Raw genomic sequence first — 21128 nt, forward strand, 5'->3', positions numbered from 1 at the left:
TCACTTTATGTCGCAGACGATTCGCCCTACGTCACGATTTCGCCCGATATCGACTCCATGCAGCAGGCGCAGGGATCAGTTTGTACACGGGCACTAAGCGGCGCAGGAAACTCAGGAGCGAGTCCATTAACAGCGGTTGCGGCATGGCTCCCTATCCTGGCAGCGCCGCGCCAGCAGGACAGCGAGATCGTCCACTCCACAACCGGTCAGCTCGTCGCGGTGTCACATCTCAGGTGGACGATGCCCAGGCGACCGGCAGTTGTTCGGGGCCGGCGATGATCTGGCCAGTCTTGCGCGGAATCTCCTGGACCACCAGGCGCAGCGTGGGAAGCTCCCGCAGCAGTAGGCCGATCGCTGAGACCACCTCGGTGTGCCCCAGGTGCCGGCCGATGCAGTAATGGGGTCCGTGCCCGAAAGCCAGGTGTCGGTTTGGTGTACGGGTGAAGTGCATCCGCTCAGGTGTGGTGAACGCGCGCGGATCGTAGTTGGCGGCGTCGTGCGAGGGGATGACCAGGTCGCCGGCGTGAAGGTTGGCCCCGCTCGGCAGAGTCACATCCTTCGTCACCCGCCGTGGCATGGCGTCGGCTGCGGCGTTGGTGAACATTCGCTCGAGTTCCACGATCGCAGGCTCCACGTCCTGGGGGTGGTCCACCAGGTAGGCGTAGCCCGTCTCGTAACCCATGTATGGATGCGTGAGCAGCACTTGGACGAACGTGCCGATGCTGCTCGCTGTGGTCTCCCAGCCGCCGACGAGCAACGCGAGCGGAAGCTTGATGAGCCGGTCGGGGGGCAAATCCCCCCTGCGGGCGGCGATGGTCGAGAGCAGGTCGTCGGCCGGTTCCACTCGCCGCTGCTCGATCAGATCGGCCAGATATCCAACCATCGCCATCTGCGCGTCAGCAGCTTCCGCGCGGCTGAGGTCGCTGGTTGCCAGGAACGCTTCGCCCCAGGCTCTGAATTGGCGCCTGTCCTGTGCGGGCAAGCCGAACATGTCGCTGATGATGTCGAGAGCGAACGGCAGCGCGAACGCTTCCATCAGGTCTGCAGGCTCGCCCAGTCGCAGCATGTGCTCAAGCTGAGCGGCCGCGCGGGAGCCAATCTGCTTGCGGCGGAGCTCCACCGCCCGGGGGGTGAAGTGGTCGGCCACCACACTGCGGACCGCGGCGTGGTCGTTCAGATCGAGGCCCAAGAGGGTGCCGGCTAGGTCGATGTCGTCGTCGTCGAGCGCTTTCTCCCGGGAGAAGATCGTCTGGTCGCGCAGCACCATCAATACGTCGTCGTAGCGCGTGACCAGATGCGCCTTCGCGCCGTTTAGCCGGGTGACGACGCTGACGCCGGCGCCGGATTCACGCAGTTGGTGGTATTGGGGGTTTAGATACAGGCCCGGACGGTTCACCCCGTCGCTGCCTAAGTCGAGCGGATGGGTGATGGGGCAGGCGAGCGGGTCGTGCGCGTCCGTGTTGGTCATCTCTGGGCGGATCCCTTCGTTCGAAACGTCTGTCACAAGTGCAGCATCAAGTACTGACGTGATGCTTTCGTGACGCTCTCGTCGACCACTCCGGGACACCAGAGGCTCCACCGGACCCGGAGCGGTTCGGGTGATACATCGTCCAGGCCCCCCAGCGCCGTCGGACGCAAGAGAACCGCAGATGGCCATGCTGTCGGAGTCAGTGGATGCCGTCATCGGACGGTGCGCTGGGCCGCCGAACACACACCGGACGCGAAGGTCGCGTGGGCGATCGAGGACACCCGCAGCTACGGCGCCAGCCTCGAGTGTGTCCTGCGCCAGGTCGGCCAGCAGGTCATCGACTTCGACCGGCCCAAGCGTGCCAGACGGCGCGACAGCGGGAAAGCGACGCGCTGGACGCCCGCCGGGCCGCCAGAGAAGTCCTCGGCTGTGAGCGGACCACCATCCCACACGCTGATGGTCCGTGAGAGGCGGCACGCATACTGCTGGTCAAAGCTCACGAGCCAAGACCGTGTGGTTGGGATGGTCCGAGCCGGCGATCACGAACGTGCGCAGCGGCCCGAACTGCGGCACGTCGGGTAGCTCCGGCGCTTTGCAGCGCCGGAGCCCCCTCAGAGTGAAGTCGACCGCCGGCGAGGTGCCGTTGGACGGGCCCTTTTCCGTCGGTCTCTTCCCGAACGAGGCGTGCGAGCTTTCCCCGCACCTCGCTCTCCAGTGATCATGATCGGATAGGTTGGGTGGCTCGACCAGCGTGGATGTCTTCGTGGCAGCGGCGGCAGATGACAAGGGTCTTGCGCCGTCGCATAGCCATGAGGTGCATCCAGGCGGGTTTGGCCCGTCGTCCGGGTTGGTTGAGATCGGCGAGTTTGCGGACGTGGTGGACCTCGATGTTCACCGTGTCCTGGCAGATCTCGCAGCGCCCGGCTAAGAGCCGATGAATCAGCTCGTTGCGCCGGGTGCTATTCATAACCGGACGTTGGTCGGTGAGGACGGCCGTGCGCTGCCGTTTGAGCGGGATCCCGCCGAAGCGGGCGACCAGCGGTTTCCTTCCTCGATCGCGTTCGACGGTGACTTGGAAGACCCGGCGCGGTCCGGTTGGTGACTCGATCGTCGTCTTGTACTTACGAGCCATCTTGTTGACCGTGCTGCGGTGCTTCCCGGCCAGGGTCTTCAGCATCGAGGTCTCCATGACCCATTGGAGACGACCCAGCCGGAACACGTCCTGGGCCAGAAGGTAGTACCTCATCCGAGCGAAGATCCAGTGCACGCTGCCAGGAGTTAGCTGTACTGGCTCCACGCGCAGACCATTCGGTCCTTCGAGGTAGCGTCCCATCACGCCATCTGGCCTGCCCGACGTCCCATGAGACGACACTACGCCGGGCTTTCCGCCGAGAGAAGGGTCCCAGCTCCGGCGACGTTTGTGGGGTCCTCAAGACGAGCGGCCTGCCAGATCCAAAGGCACACCACGGTCATCGCTGAGCGCCGTCCGCGAGGCGGAGCTGCTCGTCCAAGCTGAAAGATGTTCTTCTCCCCGGAGCTACGAACATGAGTCAGCGGCCGAGGTCACGCTCGGGCTCGGCACTGTCGCGATCGCGTTCTGGCGCTGGCCGATGTGCCTGCTGGCGGTTGCGGGGCCAATTGCGGCTGGATGCCGAACGGGCCTCCTCATCGCGCTCGGCCGTAGCTTGGCGCTGGCGTTCAGCGTGTTCGAGTCGGGCGGCCTGCTCGATGTCGCGCCGGTCTGGTGGCAAGTCGGCTCGTCGCGCCTTCTCTTCTCTGACGGCGGCCTGTTCCTGCTGAAGTCCTGCCTGAGCGGTGCGAGCCTCCTGCGCGCGCAAGGCAGCCTCCGTGACGTCGCGACTGCGAGCGCCGCGCTGGACCGAATCAAAGTCGCGCTCCAGATCGGCGTGGCGGCGCCGCACCAATGGCCAGGCCACCTGCGGTGGAGCCTGCTCGGCGGCCTGACGGGCAGCCTCTTGGAGTTCCGCGCCATGCTCGAGAGCCTGGTTCACACGTTCGTGCTCGTGAGCTTGACGCTCGCGAACCTCCGGCAACGCGGTTTCCAGTTCGCGCCGCCGCGCTCGGTGCCAAGGTCGCAGGTCGTCGAGCTCGTTGGTGATGGCCAGCTCGCGCTGGCGCAGCGTCTCCAACTGCTGGCGGGTGTCAGCGATGCTCTGACGGCCCTGCCGAAGCTGGTCGGCTGCCTGGGCTGCTGCCTCGACCAGCCGCGCCTGCTCGGCCAGCTGCTGACGCTTGGACAGCAGTGCCCGCTCGGCGCGACCCTCGCCCTCGCGAGCGAACCGGTCCTTGTCCTGCTCGGCGGCCTGGGCCTTGGCGGCCGCCGCGGCGATCTGCTTGGTGAGCTGCCCTGCGCGCGCGTCGAGTTCGTCAGCCGATTGCAGGCCCACGCCAAAGCGGGATTGCGACAGGGTCAGCAACGCGGTGGCACGGCGTACGGAGGTCAGCGCCTTCTGCCCGGCATCGACTCGTGCGCCACGCTCGGCGTCGACTGAAGGAGTGGAGGCGGCGGGAGGTTCGGCCAGGTCCTCGTCGAGGTCACGCTCCAGGTCGCGTTCAGCATCGCGAGCGGAGGCGGAGCGCTCGGTACTGCGGGCAGGCCGCTCGCCGACCTCCTGGGGTGCCTCGGGGGCGATCGGTGCGGGTTCGCGTGTGAGGAAGGCATCGGCGCGCTCGCCTTCCAAGGTGGCGGCGTAGGCTTCCAGGGTCCGCTGCAGCTCGTCGGCCTTGCCGCGGACCCGGCCGTGGAAGACGCGGTCGGCGTCGGTTTCCAGCAGCTCACGCGGCAGATACAGGCGGGCGGTTTCCCGGTCGCGGGTCATCGCCGAGTACAGGGTATGCGGGTCCAGGCCCATGCCGTAGATGAGCGCGTACGCGGCGGTCAGGCCCTGGGCAGCCGCCACAGTCATCGCGGTGCCGTACGACAGGCCGCCGTCGGCGATGTAGAAGGGGCTGATCCACTGGCTGGCCAGGGTGGGCCCGTCGAGGCCGGTGTGGCGCCATTCGACCTGAACCCGGCCGCGCTCATCGATGGCGGTCACCTGGCCGCGGTAGCCGTTGAGCACATCGAGGTCGGCTTCGCCGCGGCGGGCGCGGTAGTCGTTGCGGCGGACCCGGACGTGGTCGCCGACGGCCAGGGCGATGCTGCGGCCGCCGGCGACGCGATAGACCCGGTCGGGGCCGGTGATCTCGCCCTGTTCCCGCCGTACGGCCCGGGCGGCGAGGTTGAGCCGGTCAACGGCGGCATTGGTGCCGGCGAGCACGAGCACGCTCGCCAGCTCGTCGTGTACGGCGTCGGGAGTGCCGGTGCGGTAGGGCTCGCGCGCGGCGGCCCAATCGGCGACCAGGCGGGCCATAGTGTCGGCCGCGCCGCGCCCGGCGTGGACGCTGCCGCCTTCGCCCCAGGTGCGTAGGGCCTCGTGCCGCTGCTCGGCCCGCCATAGTTCGACCGCCTTGCGTTCGATTGGGTCGCGCTGGCGGCGGTTCTCTCGCAGGGTAAGCCCGGCGATCTGGCGGTGGGTGGCGCGGAAGCCGCCGCCGACGCCGACGGCGCGCAGTTGCAGCGGGTCGCCGATGAGCACGATTTTGGTGCCGGTCTGTTCGGCCTCGCCGAGCAGGGCAGCGAGCTCGCGGTCGTCGACCATGGCGGCTTCGTCGACCACGAGCACGTCGACGCCGGTCAGGCCAGGACGCTCAGGGTCGTTGATGCGCTGCAGCCAGGTGGCGATGGTGTGGGCGGAGATGCCGGACTCGGCGGTGAGGTTGGCGGCGGCCACCGCGGCGGTGGCGGCGCCGCGCACCACCAGGCCGCGGCTCTCGAACCCGGCGCGGGCGGCGGCCATGAGCGTGGTCTTGCCCGCTCCGGCCACGCCGATGACCGCCTCCACGCCGTGCCCGGCAGTCAGCACCCGCTCCAGCGCGGCCCGTTGCTCACTGGCCAGTTCCAGGCCGTGGGTGACCTGGAAGGCGTCGATGGCCAGCCATACGGCGTCGGCCTCGACGACGGCCACGCCGGTGTCGTAGCGCTGGCGGACGCTTGCCAAAATCGCCTGCTCGGCCTGCAGGATGTCGCTGGAGGTGTAGCGGGAGGCGTTGGTCAGATGACTCGCGCCGGAGGGCGGCAGCAGTACGGCGGGCGCGCAGGCCAGGACCTCGTTGGTGAGCGTCTCGGCTTCGGCCAGGTCGTTCACGCCGTCGGGCAGCGCGTCGATGACGGCCGCGAGCACGTCGGCCCGGGTGGCGACCTTGCGGTGAGCGGTCAGGCCGTGCTCGGGGCGCCAGATCCAGTCGGCGATCTGCTGCGCGCTGGGCCGCTCAGGAAGTATGGCGCGGCCGTGGCGGCAGTCCTGTACGAGGGCCGCAGCGTCGACCTCGGCGGCCCGGCATTGGCGGTGCCAGTCCGCGCGCAGGTCCACTTCTCCCTGGTCGGCCGGGCGGGCCTGGCGGGACTCAGCAGAGGCCACGACCCTGGCCTCGCGCGAGGCCTCGCGGTAGGTGGTGCCGAGCTTGGCCAGCAGCGCCTTGACCTGGCCGTCCCGCTTGGAGAACAGGACCCGGACCTGCTCGGGGATCGCGGCGATCTCCCAGGCGCCGGTGTGCGGGTCACGCGTCCAGGCGATCCCGTACCGCTGGGTCAGCGTACGGCGCAGGCGGGCCTTGAGCAGCGCGTCGGCGGCGTGAGCGTGCCGGTGGATGTCACGGCCACCAGCTGCGACCGCCGACCACTTGCCGTCGTGGCGGCCGCGCACCATGTTGGCGATCGTCACGTGCGCGTGCAGGTGCGGGTCGGGTGCGGCCTTGCCGACCGGGCGGGCGGTGCGGTGCCACATCACCCACCCGAGTAACCCGGTCGACTCGGCCTGCTGAGCGAGTTGCCCGTCGCCCTGGTGGCCACGCTGCCCGTAGGCAGCCCACTTCTCGACGGCGGTGACCGTCTCGGCGACGGCAGCGGCGAAGACGTCCTCCAGCTCGCCGGCGAACGTCTGGTCGGCCAACCCGTACAGGACGGACACACTCTTGGAGACGTCCAAGGTGAGGTCGTAGCCGCGGTTGCCAATGCGGACCTTCGCATCGCGCCACTTGCGCGCATGCGCCAGCTCCCGCACGCTGTAGACCTGGGTCAGGTCGATGCCGGCGGCGCGGGCCAGTTGCTCGATGTCCTTGATGGGGATCAGGTGCGCCTCGCCCTGGCGGGCGATGCCGCGCGCCATCCGGGCGGCGCGAGCGACCATCACCGGCCGCTCGGCGAGCAGCTGCTCTATGGTCGTGCCGTGCTCGGCGGCCGCCGCCTCCAGGGCCTCGCCCAGGGGTGCGGCCGGCAGTTTGGCGCGCGGGTCACTCACATGTTTGGCGGGTACCAGGACCTCGCCGGTGACCGGGTCCAGCCCGCTCATGATGGCGCGGGCGACGTCGTGCTGGATGGCGGCGAGCGACGTCTCGGAGGTCAGGCCGAGCTCGCGCAGGCCCTGGCCGATCCACATCAGTCCGCGCTCGTCCGCCAGCCGGTAGGTGATCTGCCCGTCGGCGTCGGCGTGCCCGCCCTCGTGCCCGTGGTCGTCGTCGTGGTGGAGTCCGCAGCCGGCGCCCTCCTGCAGCCGGTAGTCGACCTGTTCCATCGAGGGGCCGATCACGCTCACCCACGCCACGTGATCCACCCCCTTTCCAGACCCGCCGACCGGGCGGGAAGGCCGCGTCGGGCCGAAGGCTCGTATCGCAGATACCTTTGTCCATTCCGCCATTTCGATCTTGGGGCCAGATTGACCTTAGGTCAAGCGAAATGTCGGTTGCAGTTGAAGCTGACGGTGTTCGCGTGTTGTTGTCGGTGCTCGTGTCGGTGTTCAGGTTGAGTTGTCGGATTCCGCCTTCGGCTCCTGTTGAGCGACGAGTTTCTGTCAGTGGAAACGACAGGTTCTTGGCAGTGGCTCGCGACAAGTTGGTGTCAGTGAGGGTGACACTCAGTCACTGCGCTTCTGTAGGCGAAGCCGGGCGGCGCGCGGCCTGGAAGCCGTCTCGCGGTGCGTGGGTGTCGGCTGGCGCGCTGGGCCGGTGGTCGAGACTGAAGCGGACATCGTCGTCCAGGCTGACGCGGTGGGGCCCGTTCTGGCTGTGGAGCAGGCCGCTGTCCTTGAGTACTTGTTCGGCGTCGAGGTGGTCCTGGCGCCAGCTCTCGTAGTCACCGCGACCGTGGAAGACGTAGGCGGCCAGCAGGGTGTTGGCTTCGTCGTCGGTAAGCGGGGCGCGGTAGCGGACGTTGTCGGCCAGGGCACGGCGCTGGTCGCCGGTGAGCACGTCCAGGCGGGCGGAGATGGTCCAGCCATCCGGGGGGACGCGGCGCAGCGCGGCCGGGCCGGCAAGTGCGGGATGAGCGTGCGCGTGGTTCAGCGCTGCGGTGACCCGATCGAGCGTCCATGTCAGCGCCGCGGCGAGTTCGCCTGCGGTGAGCGGGATGCTGGTGGTGGCCAGCGCGGTGAGCACGGTCAGCGCGTCGGTGTCGAGGTCGGGCTGCGCGGTGTCGGCCGTGGTGGTGCTCCGAGCGGGTGTGGGCGGATCGAGCGCCTCGATGAGGTCGGCGGGGTGCAGATCGAGACGGCGGGCCAGGTCGATGATGACCTGGGCGGGCAGTACTGCCAGGCCGGGGACGTCGCCGGTGTGCAGATGGTGCGGGTGGATCCCAAGGAGGTCGCCCAGTTCCCACAGCGACAGGGCGGCCTGCTCGACGCGCTGCTGGAACAGCTCACGGTTCATGCGGGTCGTCCAACGGGCGGGAAGGTCAGCCGGGCGGTGAGCTCGTGGTCGAGCTGGCGCAGCACCAGGGCGCGTTCGTTCAGCCAACCGTAGTGGCGTGGGGTGAGGCCGACGTCGGCGCCGTACTTGCAGGGGTCGCGGTGCAGCCAGGGCGGGTTGAGGTTGAGCCGGCGGCAGGTGCGGATGGTCCGCTCGAGTAAGACGGTGGCCGGGCTGCGGGTGGGGTCGTGGTCGTTGAGGAAGAGCGGCTCGTCGTCGGCGGCGTTCTGGTGGCGTCGCAGGGCCTGGTGGGCGGCGAGCAGATAGCGGGCGTGCGGCGGGATGAGGATCGGGCCTTGGCAGGCCAGTTCGCCCTCGGCGACGGTGAGCGTGGTGAGGGTGCCGCTCGGGGTGTAGAAGAGCTTGCCCTGCGGTGGTGGCGGGTGGCTGTGCGGTGGGGGTGCGGCCAGGCGGGAGGCGTCGGCGGCGAGGTCGCCGTAGCGGAAGCAGCCGAAGTGGATGGGCGGCAGGTTCAGATGCAGAGACAGCGCGGTGGCCGCGACGTGATCGGTGGGAGCCAGCGCGGTCAGGTCGCGGGCCCGGGCCGGGGTGAGGTCGCCGGGCAGCCGGGCGGCGGGATCGGGGCCGAGGGTGGCCGGGTTCCAGCGCAGCAAGATGGCGTGCCGGAACAGCGCGGCCTGGGTGGCGCGCAGCGCGATGAGCGCCGGGGCGGGTTCGGCCGCCGGTCCGAGGTGGGTGTCGCGCAGCCAGCCGATCAGGTCGACGCCGATGTCGCTCAGCGGCGGTGAAGGCAGGGCGAGCCAGTCGTACAGGCGGGGGTCGCGCTCGGCCATCCATGCGTGGACGCGGCCGACGGCGGCCCGGTAGAGCTCGTCGGCGCGGGCGAAGGCGCGCGGGGACAGGTGGCGGCGGCAGGCGGCGCGGAAGGTGGTGAAGTCGGCGGCCGGTAAGTCGGGCCACAGCTCGCGATGCTCGGGCCGGGCGGGCGCGGGCAGCGGCAGCACGTCGAACAGGTCCTGCGGGCGGATCACCTGATCGCGATGACCGGCGTCGACGATCAGTTTCATCGTCGGGCCGAGGTGCTCATCTCCGCCCCAGATCAGCCACAACCACATGCCGAGCTCGTCGGCGAACGCGATCAGGTCGGCGATGCGCTCCAGGGGCAGGGTGTTAGCGCGGTCGATGAGCAGATCGGTGATGTCGGTAGCGGTCAGCCAGGCGCGGGCCAGCTCCCATCCGGCGCCGCCGATCTTGTCGCGGCGGAGCCCTTCGGGGTTCTTGCCGAGCGCGGCCAGCACATCCAGTGCCAGGGTGACCTCATCGCCGCCGCCCGGCGTGGGGCGGATGAGCAGCCGCTGGCAGAGCGTGTTCGTTCTGTGGAGCACGCCGAGGCGGTACAGGTAGCGCTGGGTGGCTCGGAGATGATGCCGATCGTCGACGATGACGGGCTGCGGGTGGGGCCACAGGCGGCGGTCAGTCATCCAGGCCGCCGCCGAGCAGGGTGTAGGCGTTGGCCAGCACCGCCTCGTCCAGGTGGTCGCGGCCGGCCTGGCGGCACAGCGCGGCGGCGGTGTGGGTGAAGGCCGCCCAGTCGCGCAGCGTGCCGTGGGCGTAGAAGTCGTTGATGTCCAGCAGCAGCTTGTCGTCGCCTTCGGCGTAGATCGGGTGGTAACCGCGCATCAGCTCGGGGACCTGGGCGCCGGGCAGCGCCTTGAACGGTAGGCGCCGAAAGACACGCGAGCGCAGCATCGGCTCGCGCGAGAGCACCTCCCAGCAGCCGTCGCCGCCGACGTACAGCAGCGCGAAACGGGTGTCGTGGTGGTCATGCAGGTGGCGCAGCAGCTCGATGCAATCGCTGTTGAGCCGCTGGGCCTCATCGACGCACACCAGGCGCCGCGGCCCGGTCAGCAGGCCAACCAGGTGGGCGATGAGGTGGAAGCGGCTGTGCGAGCGCGGCGGCGGGCCGCCGGTCAGCGCGATGAACAGCTCGGCCGCCACCCGCCGCATGGTGGGCTTGGACGGGAAGGCCAGCGAGCACGTGATGACGCGGTGCTCGCCGTCTTCGCGCAGCCGTTCCAGATGGGCGTCGACGGCGAAGGTCTTGCCGACGCCGGCCGGGCCGTGGATGACGCCGGTGGCCGAGTAGTCGATGAGGTCGTCGATGATGCGGCCGGTGAGCTGGAACTGGGCAGTGTCGAGCGTGGCGGCGCCCTGCAGGCCGAGGAAGTGGGCGGGCATCAGGGCGTCTCCTTGGGCGGGATGGCTCGGACCGGGCGCAGCCCGAGCAGGTCGCTGCGCGAGCGGCGGGTCAGCTCGCTGTCGGCGCGCCGGCGGGCCTGGTCGGTCAGCGCCGCGGCGGGCAGCAGCCGCGCCTGCGCCGGCTCGCTCTGATCGTCGGACAGGGGCGCCAGCTCGGCGCGGGTACGTGCGCTGGCCTGGCGGCGTTGCCGGGCCAGCCGTTTGGTCTCCTGGCGGGCGTGAGCGCGGAAGGCCTCGACCTGTTCGTCGGTGAGCTGGCCTTGCGGGTGCGCGGTGCACAGGTGGGCGCCGTCGAGATAGACCTCGATGAAGCGGTCGTCGTGCGGCATGTAGCGCACCTGCACCTGCTGGCCGCGGCGGCCCTGGAGTTCGGGGGCGATGTAGGCCAGGCCGTGCAGGCGGATGCCGTCCTTGCCGATGGTGCGCTCGATGCCGGCCAGCAGTAGGTGCCGTGGCCGCTCGGCGCCGATGCGGTGCAGCGCGGACGGATCGTCGTTCCACGCCTGCAACGGGGTGCGCCCGTTCAGCGCGGTGTGCGGCCGTTCGGTGTTGTACCAGGCCACCCAGGAGGCGAAGTGGGCGGCGAAGCGTTCGATGCGCATCGGCTGAACCGCCTCATCGGTTGCGGCGGCACGGGCGGCGGCCCGGTCATCCAGCGGCCCGTACAGCCTGCCGGCGACATCGCGCGGGCCTTCGGTGAAGCCTGGCAGCCCGGACAGCAGCGTCTGGTCGATGGTGCGGTGCAGCCGTTCGATCTTGCCCTTGCGGTGCGGCTGACGCGCCGGCAGCCGCAGCACCTCGACGCACAAGGCGGCCATCGCCTCGCGCACCGAGGCGGCGGCGAACTCCAGCCCGCGGTCGATACGCACCAGGGCCGGGATCGCGCCGAACGGGCCGCGTTCGGCGTCGCAGACCAGCGCCATCCGCAGCGCGGTCAGCACCGTGCCGGCGTGCGGCGTCAGCGCGAGCGCCCACCCGAGCAGGGCGCGGGTGCCGTCGTCGACGATCGTGGTCAGCCACGGGCAGACCGCCGGGCCGCGCGGGGGCAGCACCAGGATCGGCAGCTTCTTGTGATCGGCCTCCCAGACCTGGTTGCGGTTCGCGGCGGGGCGCACCAGGTAGACATCGGCCTCGCGCCGGGCATGCTCGCCCGAACTCCAACTGGCCCGCTCGGCGGGCGACAACGCCCGGGTGAAGGCCCGCTGCAGGGTGCGCAGCGTGACCGGCTCGGCTCCGGCCCAGCCCTGGCGCAGGAACTCCGGGACCGGCACGCCGGCCGCGCTGGTCTGGCCGTCCAGGATGGCGGTGCGCGCCCGGTGCACCGCGGCGATGTTCGCGCTGTAGTGGGCGTAGGCCTCCCTATCGGTTTCCGTCAGCTCGTACGGCGGCGGACCGGGACGGCGCGCGGCACCGTCTTCGCTGCCCAGCAACCGCCACACGCTGCGCTCACTCAGCTCGAGACCGGCGGCCGCCAGGCGCACATGGGCGGCGGTGAGATCACCGTCGGCACGCAACTGACGCAGCCGCTCGACGGCGGCCTGACGCTGCTCGCGATCGGCTCTCGGCATGATCGGCCTCCCGCCGCGGGGGAGAGATGTCACAAGGTGCCCGGACCGGAACGTAGCAAGGCATGCCACCGCGATCAGGCGAATGAGAAACTCTCCGGCCAAAGCGGCCGAGCTGGGCCGGCCTCCTCGGCGTTGCCGCTGTGCTCATACCAGGTGTCGGATTCGGTCAGGTTCCGGTCGTCGCCCTGGAGTAGTCTCCGCGCTATGCGCGCGAAGTTACCGGTGTACGGCATGCCGGAGCCGGGCCCGCGGCTGGAGATCCGGCCTAGGCTGGCGAGCTGGGACGCGGCCAGGCACCCGAGCCAGGTCCGGCTGGAGGAATTCCTCGCCGAGGCGTCCCGGGTGTGCGCTCCGCAGCTCAGCCAGCTCCCGGATCCGCTCGCGTTGCGGCTGGATGTGGGTCTTCCCGTAGCCACGCCACTGCTGGAACAGCATGACCTGGACAACTACCTGTTCCCACTCGTCACCAGCCTGAGCAAGGTCAGCGGCAGGCGGTTCGTATCGGTATGGGGCACCAAGCGGCACGCCCCGGACTCCCATCTCGGCGTGACCGAGGCGGTCCCCGCCGGAGCGGATCTCTGGCCCGGCCAGGTCTTCGATGTCCGGACCACCGCAGCCGGCGACACGACGGCGTTCAAAGAACAGATCGACCAGCAACTCACCGAGGCGGTGACCCTTCCCGAGGGGCCGCTTCGGCTCCACATCGGCTTCCTCGTCGGCCCCCGAAGGCAATGGCCGAACCTGTGGAAACCGACCATCGACGCCCTTGACCGGATTCTCGGCCGAACGACACCGAACCGCTCCTGGCACCCCCGCGACGGCCGCATCGTGGAACTCGGCCTGAGCACCCGCACCGACCCGGACCTCGGCAACCACGTGGCCCTACGCATCCACGCCGGCCCAGCTGACGACTCAACCAGAGCCGCCCACACCTGACTGATCGGGCCAGCTCACGCCACTACATCGACGTCGGATCACGCCCAGCTCGCTTCGACGACCCCTGTTTGTCGGTCGAGGTGGCTACCGTGATCGGGTGCCCGCACGCTCCAACGACTTCCAGGCCGTCGTCTACTTCGTCAAGGCGCACCTGGATCCGAACGTCACCGTCACCGAATCCGCCAGCCTGCCCGATCGCACGACCGGGAAGCCGCGCGAGGTCGACGTCCTCCTCGTCGCCCAGGTGGCCGGCCACCTGATCCACATCGGTGTGGAGTGCCGCGACCGGAGCCGCAAGGCCGACGTGTCCTGGGTGGAGGAAATGCACGGCAAACACGCCGACCTGCCCACCGATCGGCTGGTGCTGGTCTCGGCCTCGGGATTCACCAAGGCCGCAGCCGTCAAGGCCCGCCACTACAACATCGAGGCCGTCACCCCGGAGCGGCCCATCACCCAGGACGGGTCCCTGGCCCGGCTGAGACACCCGCTGGCGGACCTGTACAACATCATGCGCCGGGACCTGGTCGCCCTTCACGGTCAGGTCGAACTCGACGACGGGCAGTTGCACGAAAGCGAGCTCACCCTCAACCATGTGCTCTTCGCCGCCGACGGCACCGAGGTCGGGCACATCGCCGACTTGATCGAGAGCACGCGCGACAGTCTCGATCCGCGACCCGCGATCGCGGCGATGTACGAGCAGGACCGGCGGCCGGTGCGCGTTGAGCAGCAAGTCGTCTGGTCAGGCCCAGAGGACGTCTTCCTGCGGCGCGAGAGCAGCCCGCCGCAACTGCTGCGCCTTGTAGGGCTCAAGGTTGAGCTCACCGACTACACCGACGTCCGTCGGGTAGAGCTGTCGGCAGGAGAGCTGCAAGGCACGGCCTACGCCTACGGTTCGGGACAGGTGGGCGGGAACCAGGCCCTGCTGATCTTCACCGAGGCCGACGAGGGTGCCCGTCTGTCCGTCCGCCTCACCGACGCCGCCGGCACGGTCACCGACTTGGTCGCCGATCGGGTCGAACAGCAGCTGTTGCCGCACCGTCCATAGCGAAGACGTCGTCGAGGACCAATCCCAATCAGGTGACGCGGTCTCGGCGGCGACGGGCGGCGCGGATCTCAGTGTCGGCGACCTTGTCATCGAGCAGCGCGTACAGCTGGGTGGTTTCAGTGGAGGCGTGCCCGAGCCGGCGACGGACGGCCTCGATGGAGACGCCGGCGTTGATGAGTTCGGTGGCGTGGGCGTGGCGCAGCTGGTGGATGTCAATCTCAACGCGTGCGGTGGTGCAGTAGCTCTGCCAGCGGTGGTGGGCGGCGTCGTAGGACAGCGGTCCGCCGCGCCCGTTGATCGAGGCGCGGAACAGCGGCCCGGCGGTGTAGCCGGCGCGGGCCAGGTAGAGCTTGAGCAGGGTGACGTAGCCGCGGTCGTCCAGCAGGACGGTGCGCACGCTGCTGCCCTTGCCGTGGATGCGGACGTGTTCGTCGTCCAGGCGCAGATCGAGATCCTCCACGTAGAGACCGCACACTTCGGAGGCGCGGGCGCCGCAGACGTAGGCGGTCTCGAACAGCACCCGGTCGCGCAGCCGGTCCAGGGGCAGGTCCTTGCGCGGCCGCCGGGTGCAGATCGCGGCCAGGACCTTGGCGACGTCGGCGGCCGCGGCCGGACGGGGGAGGGCCTTCGGGACCTTGACGGTGTCTATCCGGTCCATCGGGTTGGCCTGCAGCAGGTCGTGGCGGACCGCCCACTTGGTGAAGGAGGCGATCGCGGCGCGCTTGCGCTTGCGGCTGGCCGGCGACAGCTCGGCGAGCTCGGCCAGGTAGGCCCGGATGGGCGCGGCGGTCAGCTCGCCGATGTCGCCATCGTGGTGTGCGCTGAACTGGATCAGGTCGCCGCGGTAGGCGCGGATGGTCTGGCCGGAGGCGCCGGCGTTGGACATGTCGGTGAGGAAGTCGTCCAGGTGTCGGGCGAGTGGATGGGCGCGGCCGAGTTGCTCGATGATGACCGGATCCATGCCGCCGCCCTCCACCATCCGCCGAGTTGCCAGATAACCGGGAAACGAACCGTCAGTGCCGGACGGCGTCCGCCCAGCTCGCTCACAGCGACCCGGGCTCATCTTGCCAGATAACGGAGGTTATCCCGCGACTGGGCTGATTGCCCCCGTGCCAGTTCCTCCACCGCCTCCGCCATCTGGTCTCCCCGGGAGCGGCTACGTCTGTGGAGAGGTCGTGCCGAGCTGCTCAATGAACGTGCCTGGTGCTGGTCCCCCGCGGCGGACCAGCGCCAGGTCCCGAAAGGCGCGCCGCAGGTGGCCCAGGTCAGGAGGAGGCCAGGACGACGGCGCGGATCTGCGGGTGGGTGTCGCGGGCTGATGAGCGACTGTGCTAGCCGTCAGTTTTCGACGTTACTGGCGGAAAGCAGGGGCATTTGGTGGATCGATAGGCAAAGTTCTGAAGCTTTACTCCGGCTCCCCTAGCTCTGCTCAAGGTTACGAGTAAGTATCTGACGAAATGCCTCAAAGGCTTTCGAAGGGGATCTTATGGTGACAAACACGATCTCGGACGCAGCTCTTGCGGGCGGTTCAGCGCCAAAGCTCCTACCGTTCCGCGTGTCTCAGGCGGCCGGTGTGGTGCGTCTTGATCGCCCGTTCCCGGTCGTGGACTACCGGCCACTCGCACCGGTACAGAAGCGATGGGGCCGTGGGCGACGCAGGCGCGCAGAGCTGCCGGTGGCGCCAGCGGGAACGACCTTGATCGCCCAGATCAATGATCGTTACGTGGCGCCCCGTGGTCTTGATGATCCGATTCTGGTTGAGGCGACGGCCGCGATCTTTGTCTCGGTGTTCCGGGAGCGCCTCGATGTTCGCCTGTCACTGCCGGCGGCCGACGCCCAGCATGTGGTCGAGTTGACCGCCTCATTTCTCTGCCAGGTACGCGACCATGAGCTGCTGCTCGCCAGGGGTTTCTGGAGGGCGGAGCAGGTGCAAGCGACGCTTGCGCGACATCTGCTGGACCACAGCACAAGGACACTGCTCGGTCGGTGCGACGTCGAGGACCCGCGGATCATCCGGCTCGTTCTGATCCACCTGCAGGCTCGCGAGACGGAGGCGCTCTATGTGCCGGGGCTCGTCGTCACGCAGTGCGCGGATCCTTCAACTGCCATCCGGCTTCGTCACCCGGCAACGGCCGCCGTCGACGGTGCCGCCCGGTGCCACTGTCCTGCCGAGGCGATCGCCTAGGCCTCGTCCAACATGCTTCGAGGAACCGCTGAAATGAAGATAAGCAAGATCAACCGGTGGCTGCGCTCATTTGCAGGCTGCCAGGAGAAGGTTCTGGATCTCGTTCCACACGAACGTGCCCGATATGCCGGACTCGGAGGAGTCGTCCTGGCGGTCGCGATCATGGCCATGATCTCCATGGGCATCGGCCTGTCAATGGTGACCGGAGGCCTCCGGTTGCTCACGCTCCCCGTACTGCCGATCTGGGGATTGTTGATCCTGTCTCTAGATCGTTTTCTGATGTCGACCACGACCTCTAAGCAGTCCGGTGGTCACGCGCGCAAGCTGTGGCCTCGGGTCCTGCTATCGGTCGTACTCGGGGTGGTGATCGCCGAGCCTCTCCTGCTGGGGATTTTCAAGCCCGACATCGACGATGAGATCAAAGCCAGCCGCCACCACGAGGTGGTCACGCGGCAAAGCGAGCTAGCCCGATGCAATCCGGTCTCTGGAACCAAGAACAGCACCACCAACGACAAGAGGTGCCGTGATCTTCACCTGGAAGTCGGCAGCGAATCACCTGAGGTTATCCAGCAGAAGCTCAGCACCGCGAGCTCTGAGGCCAGCGGGTTGCAGACGACCCTGACCAAAGATCAAACGACGTACGACAAGCTGCTGAACGACGCCCGCGCCGAATGCACCGGAGCGCCAGGCCTCGGCAACACCGGCGAGGCCGGCAACGGACCGTATTGCCAGCAGCGGCGCAAGCAAGCCGAGGACTACCGGCGCGATCATCGGATGGTCAAGAACAGCAGGCGCCTGGCCGAGCTGAACGGCCAGATCGACACTCTCAATACCCAACTGCGCACCGCGCAGTCCACTTACGCCGCCGCCATCAACACCGCGATCAAGAATGACCTTACCGAGTTGCGAGCCCGTCAGCAGGAAGCCGGACTCGCCGAGCATTTCGAGGCGATGCACTCCCTGGCCGCACACAGCGGATACACCAACGTGGCCGCGTGGGGGCTGCGATTCTTCCTGATCATCGTCGATTCGATGCCAGTGGCGCTAAAGATCTTCGGGGGCCAGACCAGCTATGACCGGCTCATCGCCGACAATGCCCGGGTGGCCGAGGAGACAGCGCGGCGCCGTAATGACGCAGTTCTGCGACGCTCTGCCAGGGCCCAGGACGCGAACGAGTACAAGAGCGAGGTCCGCCAGCGCATCCGGGAGGAAAAGGCCACGACTCGATACGCCAAGAAATCGGCGCAGATGAGCGAGGTCCGCGACCGCGTGACCGCGCAGCGACGGCAGCGTCTGCTCGACGAGGCGCTGGCCTCGCCGGAAGTTCTAGAGGCCGAGTGGCGCCAGTTCAACGCGACCGAGAGGGGTGGCGAATGAGTCAGCTCGCCACCATCTCCCAGGCCCACCAGGGCGCAGACCCGGCAGGTCTGGGGACGGCATGGACGATCGGGCCGACCAGTTCGGGCGCCGACATCGAGATCAACGATGCACTGGTCCGGCCCCGGCACGCTCTACTGACCGTGGACGGATCCGGACGCTGGTGGATCACCCCGGATCAGGGCGGCCTAGTGCACGTCAACGGCACTCAGATCCGCGAGATGACGGCCCTCGATCCAGCTAGCGTCATCGTGGTTGGCCAAACCACCATCACGATCGCGCCGGAACTCATGGCCGCCAGCATGACGGTCCGGCCTGGCCAGCACGGCGACGGCCAGGCACACATCCCGGTTGCACCGGTCTGCCCCAGCGATCGAGAAGGGGGCCTCTATGTCGAATTGGATCACGTGAGTGTCACCGCCAAGGACGGCACAGCCCTCCTCGACGATCTCAGCCTCCGCATCGAAGGAGGCACAGTGGTCGCCGTGGTGGGACCGTCCGGCGCCGGCAAATCCTCGCTGGCCAAATTGCTCGTAGGCGACTACCAGCACGACGTCGGCGGAAGGGTCCTGATCGGCCTCCCGGGCGCGGGGAGCCGACCACGCCGAGAGCAAATCCGCTACGTGCCCCAGTCGAGCTCGAGCCACCTGTACCCGGAACTCACGGTTCGTGAGACGTTGACCTATGCGGCGCAGGTTCGCGCCCTAGCCGACATACCCCTGAGTATTGAGAAACGGGTCGCCAAGGTGATCGCGTCGCTGGGGCTGGAGAACCAGTGGGACAAGCCCATCGGAGATCTCTCTGGGGGGCAACGCCTTCGAGTATCCATCGGCGTCGAACTCGTGGGCTACCCTCAACTGCTGATCCTCGATGAGCCGACATCGGGCCTGGACCTGGGGAAAGACGGCGGCATCATGAGGGATCTGCGGAAGATCAGCGACGAACTTCGTTGCACGGTGATCATTGTGACGCATACCACGACCCATCTGCCCGGCATCGTCGACAAGGTGATCGTGATGGACGGAGCGGGGCGCATGGCCTATGACGGCCCCCCGCCCGACCTCACTGATCGAGAGTGGGCTCCATCGATGGAGGTTCTCGACAGGCAGGTTCGGCGGCCGCCAGCTGACACTGTTCGGTCGCGCGAAGCGACGCTTAGCAGTTCCTGGCGGGGCTGGGTTTCTCTGACGGGCTTCGGGACTGCCCTGAGACGTCAGTTGCTGCTGGTGAAGAGGCGCGGTCTCCAGTCGCTGGCCGCCCTGTTTACCTTGCCCCTGGTCGGTACTGTGCTGGCCATTCTCGCCGCGCCAAGCGGCCTGCGACCAACCCCTGAGATGCACAGGGTCTTGGCGATCCTGGTGACGGTCGCCTCTCTTACCGGATCGTCATTGACGTATCTGGAACTCGTCCATGAGCGCGATGTTCTGCAGCGAGATCATCGTGTGGGGGTGAGCGCGGCAAGCCTGCTGGCAGCGAAAACGGCCGTGTTCGGCGGCATCTGCGCCGTCATGGCCGCAGTGATGACCATGCTCTTCGATGGGTGGCGGGAGCTGCCGCCCCAGTTCTACGGGCTGCCACCCGCCGTGATGATCTTCGTGGTGATGTTCGGTGTCATGGCCTCCTCCATGGCCGTGGGCATGCTTATCTCTGCTGCGTCGAGCACCCTGGAGCGGGCTGTCACCGTGAACGCGTTCTTCGCCGTGTTCCAGGTGGTGATCAACGGCAGCCTCTTTCACTTGGACAACCGGTTCCTGCAGACGTTCAGCGAGGTGCTGCCGGCACGCCTGGGCTTCGCTGCCGTGGCCTCGGCCGCCGACCTGAACCACTACGCCCAGGCCAAGGACGCCCTGTGGGAGCACACCCGCCATCAGTTCGGCATGTTGCTCCTGGGGACGGCGGCAATCTTCACCGTGGCGATCACGATGGCAATCCTGATCATGGAACTGCGCTGGCGCGGGCGCTCACTCTGGCGCCAGCAGAGATGAGACAGCGCCTCAGTTCAAGCCTTCCATCCGGCACCGTCCGCTCAGCACAACGACCGAGCGCCGACCAGTGCGCGGATGGCGGGGCAGGCTGTCGTTCGGACCTGGATGGCTTGGGGCGGCCCACTACCTGACGGGATCGAATCTGTAAAATTGTGACACAATGTCCTGCTCAGGCTTACGCAAAAGCTGCTCTGTTTCGTCAGATGTTGAGATAATGTTCTAATGATTGCTCGTTCAAGCTCTCGAACGTGGCTGTCTGGAGATCAAGCTCGGGAGCTCAAGCCCATAGCGCGGCGAGTTGCCACTGAACTGCGTGTCAAAGGCCCTCGCACGCGCGCCGACCTGGCCAAGGACATGCGCCTGTCCAGGCCTTCGGTCTCCGCGGCCGTGTCCGAGTTGATGGCCGCTGGCCTAATCGAGCAGGTGGAGGAGAACGGAGGGGGCCGGGGAGTCGGCCGACGGGCAGCTGTCGTGCGCCTGTCCAGCAGGGTTGGTGTCGCCGTGGGTATCGAGATTGGCCGACGACATATCGCGACGGTTATCTGCGACGCCGGCTATAAGGAGATCGGCCACAATATCAAGACGGCTGAAGAACTGGGATGCGGCGACGACGACATCCCTCCGGAGCAGGCCATCCACCAAGCGGCCAAGGTGGTTTTGCCCACCCTGCTGGCAAAGGTCGAGCACCAACCGCAGGATGTCCTCGGTGTGGCAATCGGCATTCCAGCGCCAGTGACCCGGGACGGCGCAATACTGACTTCTCTATGGCGCACGGTGGAGATTGAGTCCAAGTTCGCTTCGCTGACGCGGGACGGGACAGTCCTGGTGAGTAACGAGGCGAACCTCGGAGGCCTCGGCGAGGCGGTCTTCGGGGCGGGACAAGGCAGCCATGATCTTGTCTACGTCAAGGCCGGGACCGGCGTGGGTGCGGGGTATGTGCACGACGGGCGACTGGTGAGGGGCGCCGCCGGGACCGCGGGAGAATTTGGTCACATAACGGTAGATTTTCGTGGACCGTTCTGCTGGTGCGGTGCGCGTGGGTGTCTTGAGGTGTATGCGGGAGGAGCAAGCCTGGTCAACCGAGCACGCAAGTATCTGCCAGATCTACGGAACCTGGGCCACCTGGTCGCCAAGGCAAATGGAGGGGATCCACTGTGCCAACGGTTGATCGCCGACTCCGGCTCGTTCCTTGGGATTGGCCTGGGTACGATAGTTAATCTGAATAGTCCCGACACAATCGTGGTGGGCGGCGCCCTGAGCCGAGCCAGGGACATCCTGCTCGCACCTCTTAAAGAGAGTCTCGCGCGCACCGCCATCCCCGCTGCGCTTGAAAAGCTCGAGGTAGTCCTGGCGACGCTGGCCCGCGATGAATATAGAGCATCCTCGGCGCTGGGTGGGGTTGTCTTGGTTCTCAAGAACCTGCCTCGCAAGACAGCAATGCCGTAGAGGCCCATTGCCTTGATCTATCACGAAGCCCTACGCGCGGAGGTGTTGCTTCGCGAATCACGGCTACGGTTACGGTCAGCTACTGACAGATCTCGTC

The 21128-nt window shown here is 67.9% G+C and carries 15 protein-coding genes and 1 pseudogene; 8 read left to right on the plus strand and 8 right to left on the minus strand.

Going from position 1 to position 21128, the window contains the following annotated elements; all coding sequences use genetic code 11:
* Window positions 1-229: 229 nt before the first annotated feature.
* Window positions 230-1468, minus strand: coding sequence for a cytochrome P450 (locus ACWDRB_RS61015; RefSeq protein WP_449910915.1), 1239 nt, complete (start codon window positions 1466-1468; stop codon window positions 230-232).
* A gap of 222 nt (window positions 1469-1690) precedes the next feature.
* Between ACWDRB_RS61015 and ACWDRB_RS61020 the strand changes: the two genes are divergently transcribed.
* Window positions 1691-2050, plus strand: coding sequence for a hypothetical protein (locus ACWDRB_RS61020; protein ID WP_449910917.1), 360 nt, complete (start codon window positions 1691-1693; stop codon window positions 2048-2050).
* 136 nt (window positions 2051-2186) lie between these two features.
* Here ACWDRB_RS61020 and ACWDRB_RS61025 read toward each other — a convergent pair whose 3' ends face one another.
* From ACWDRB_RS61025 to ACWDRB_RS61050, 6 genes are all read right to left on the minus strand, one after another.
* Complete coding sequence (locus ACWDRB_RS61025; protein ID WP_449910919.1) at window positions 2187-2801, minus strand: HNH endonuclease; 615 nt, start codon at window positions 2799-2801, stop codon at window positions 2187-2189.
* A gap of 217 nt (window positions 2802-3018) precedes the next feature.
* Window positions 3019-7140: a MobF family relaxase gene (mobF, locus tag ACWDRB_RS61030; RefSeq protein ID WP_449910921.1), complete on the minus strand. Its 4122-nt coding sequence runs from the start codon at window positions 7138-7140 to the stop codon at window positions 3019-3021.
* Between the two features lie 304 nt (window positions 7141-7444).
* On the minus strand, window positions 7445-8230 hold the full coding sequence (locus tag ACWDRB_RS61035) for a hypothetical protein (protein WP_449910923.1): 786 nt from the start codon (window positions 8228-8230) through the stop codon (window positions 7445-7447).
* Window positions 8227-9711, minus strand: a complete 1485-nt coding sequence (locus tag ACWDRB_RS61040) for a hypothetical protein (protein ID WP_449910925.1) — start codon at window positions 9709-9711, stop codon at window positions 8227-8229. The genes ACWDRB_RS61035 and ACWDRB_RS61040 overlap by 4 nt, the downstream gene beginning before the upstream one ends.
* Window positions 9704-10468: an AAA family ATPase gene (locus ACWDRB_RS61045; RefSeq protein ID WP_449910927.1), complete on the minus strand. Its 765-nt coding sequence runs from the start codon at window positions 10466-10468 to the stop codon at window positions 9704-9706. Before ACWDRB_RS61045 ends, ACWDRB_RS61040 begins: the two co-directional genes overlap by 8 nt.
* On the minus strand, window positions 10468-12057 hold the full coding sequence (locus ACWDRB_RS61050) for a Mu transposase C-terminal domain-containing protein (RefSeq protein WP_449910929.1): 1590 nt from the start codon (window positions 12055-12057) through the stop codon (window positions 10468-10470). Before ACWDRB_RS61050 ends, ACWDRB_RS61045 begins: the two co-directional genes overlap by 1 nt.
* Window positions 12058-12261: 204 nt before the next feature.
* Between ACWDRB_RS61050 and ACWDRB_RS61055 the strand changes: the two genes are divergently transcribed.
* Both ACWDRB_RS61055 and ACWDRB_RS61060 read left to right on the plus strand, forming a co-directional pair.
* Complete coding sequence (locus ACWDRB_RS61055; protein ID WP_449910930.1) at window positions 12262-12993, plus strand: hypothetical protein; 732 nt, start codon at window positions 12262-12264, stop codon at window positions 12991-12993.
* Between the two features lie 97 nt (window positions 12994-13090).
* A complete protein-coding gene (locus tag ACWDRB_RS61060) occupies window positions 13091-14038 on the plus strand; it encodes a restriction endonuclease (protein ID WP_449910932.1) in 948 nt (315 codons plus the stop codon).
* Window positions 14039-14066: 28 nt separating this feature from the next.
* Here the strand turns inward: ACWDRB_RS61060 and ACWDRB_RS61065 are convergent, their stop codons facing one another.
* Window positions 14067-14999, minus strand: a complete 933-nt coding sequence (locus tag ACWDRB_RS61065; RefSeq protein WP_449910934.1) for a tyrosine-type recombinase/integrase — start codon at window positions 14997-14999, stop codon at window positions 14067-14069.
* A gap of 735 nt (window positions 15000-15734) precedes the next feature.
* Between ACWDRB_RS61065 and ACWDRB_RS61070 the strand changes: the two genes are divergently transcribed.
* The 5 genes and pseudogenes from ACWDRB_RS61070 to ACWDRB_RS61090 all read left to right on the plus strand — a co-directional run bounded on the left by ACWDRB_RS61070 (window position 15735) and on the right by ACWDRB_RS61090 (window position 21031).
* Complete coding sequence (locus tag ACWDRB_RS61070; protein WP_449910936.1) at window positions 15735-16223, plus strand: hypothetical protein; 489 nt, start codon at window positions 15735-15737, stop codon at window positions 16221-16223.
* Window positions 16224-16256: 33 nt separating this feature from the next.
* A complete protein-coding gene (locus ACWDRB_RS61075) occupies window positions 16257-17600 on the plus strand; it encodes a DUF4407 domain-containing protein (protein ID WP_449910938.1) in 1344 nt (447 codons plus the stop codon).
* Complete coding sequence (locus ACWDRB_RS61080) at window positions 17597-19585, plus strand: ATP-binding cassette domain-containing protein (protein ID WP_449910940.1); 1989 nt, start codon at window positions 17597-17599, stop codon at window positions 19583-19585. Before ACWDRB_RS61075 ends, ACWDRB_RS61080 begins: the two co-directional genes overlap by 4 nt.
* 222 nt (window positions 19586-19807) lie before the next feature.
* Window positions 19808-20020 (plus strand): annotated as a pseudogene (locus ACWDRB_RS61085) (MarR family transcriptional regulator); the annotation flags it as partial.
* A 66-nt stretch (window positions 20021-20086) separates the two neighbouring features.
* Entirely contained in the window at window positions 20087-21031 is a 945-nt protein-coding gene (locus tag ACWDRB_RS61090) for an ROK family protein (protein WP_449911020.1), read from the plus strand.
* Window positions 21032-21128: the final 97 nt, after the last annotated feature.

This window comes from Nonomuraea sp. NPDC003707, from assembly GCF_053587055.1.

Coding starts and splice junctions, on each gene's coding strand:
- ACWDRB_RS61015 (WP_449910915.1), bottom strand. CDS start 1,468: ATGACCAACACGGACGCGCACGACCCGCTCGCCTGCCCCATCACCCAT.
- ACWDRB_RS61025 (WP_449910919.1), bottom strand. CDS start 2,801: ATGGGACGCTACCTCGAAGGACCGAATGGTCTGCGCGTGGAGCCAGTA.
- ACWDRB_RS61035 (WP_449910923.1), bottom strand. CDS start 8,230: ATGAACCGTGAGCTGTTCCAGCAGCGCGTCGAGCAGGCCGCCCTGTCG.
- ACWDRB_RS61040 (WP_449910925.1), bottom strand. CDS start 9,711: ATGACTGACCGCCGCCTGTGGCCCCACCCGCAGCCCGTCATCGTCGAC.
- ACWDRB_RS61045 (WP_449910927.1), bottom strand. CDS start 10,468: ATGCCCGCCCACTTCCTCGGCCTGCAGGGCGCCGCCACGCTCGACACT.
- ACWDRB_RS61050 (WP_449910929.1), bottom strand. CDS start 12,057: ATGCCGAGAGCCGATCGCGAGCAGCGTCAGGCCGCCGTCGAGCGGCTG.
- ACWDRB_RS61055 (WP_449910930.1), top strand. CDS start 12,262: ATGCGCGCGAAGTTACCGGTGTACGGCATGCCGGAGCCGGGCCCGCGG.
- ACWDRB_RS61065 (WP_449910934.1), bottom strand. CDS start 14,999: ATGGATCCGGTCATCATCGAGCAACTCGGCCGCGCCCATCCACTCGCC.
- ACWDRB_RS61075 (WP_449910938.1), top strand. CDS start 16,257: ATGAAGATAAGCAAGATCAACCGGTGGCTGCGCTCATTTGCAGGCTGC.
- ACWDRB_RS61080 (WP_449910940.1), top strand. CDS start 17,597: ATGAGTCAGCTCGCCACCATCTCCCAGGCCCACCAGGGCGCAGACCCG.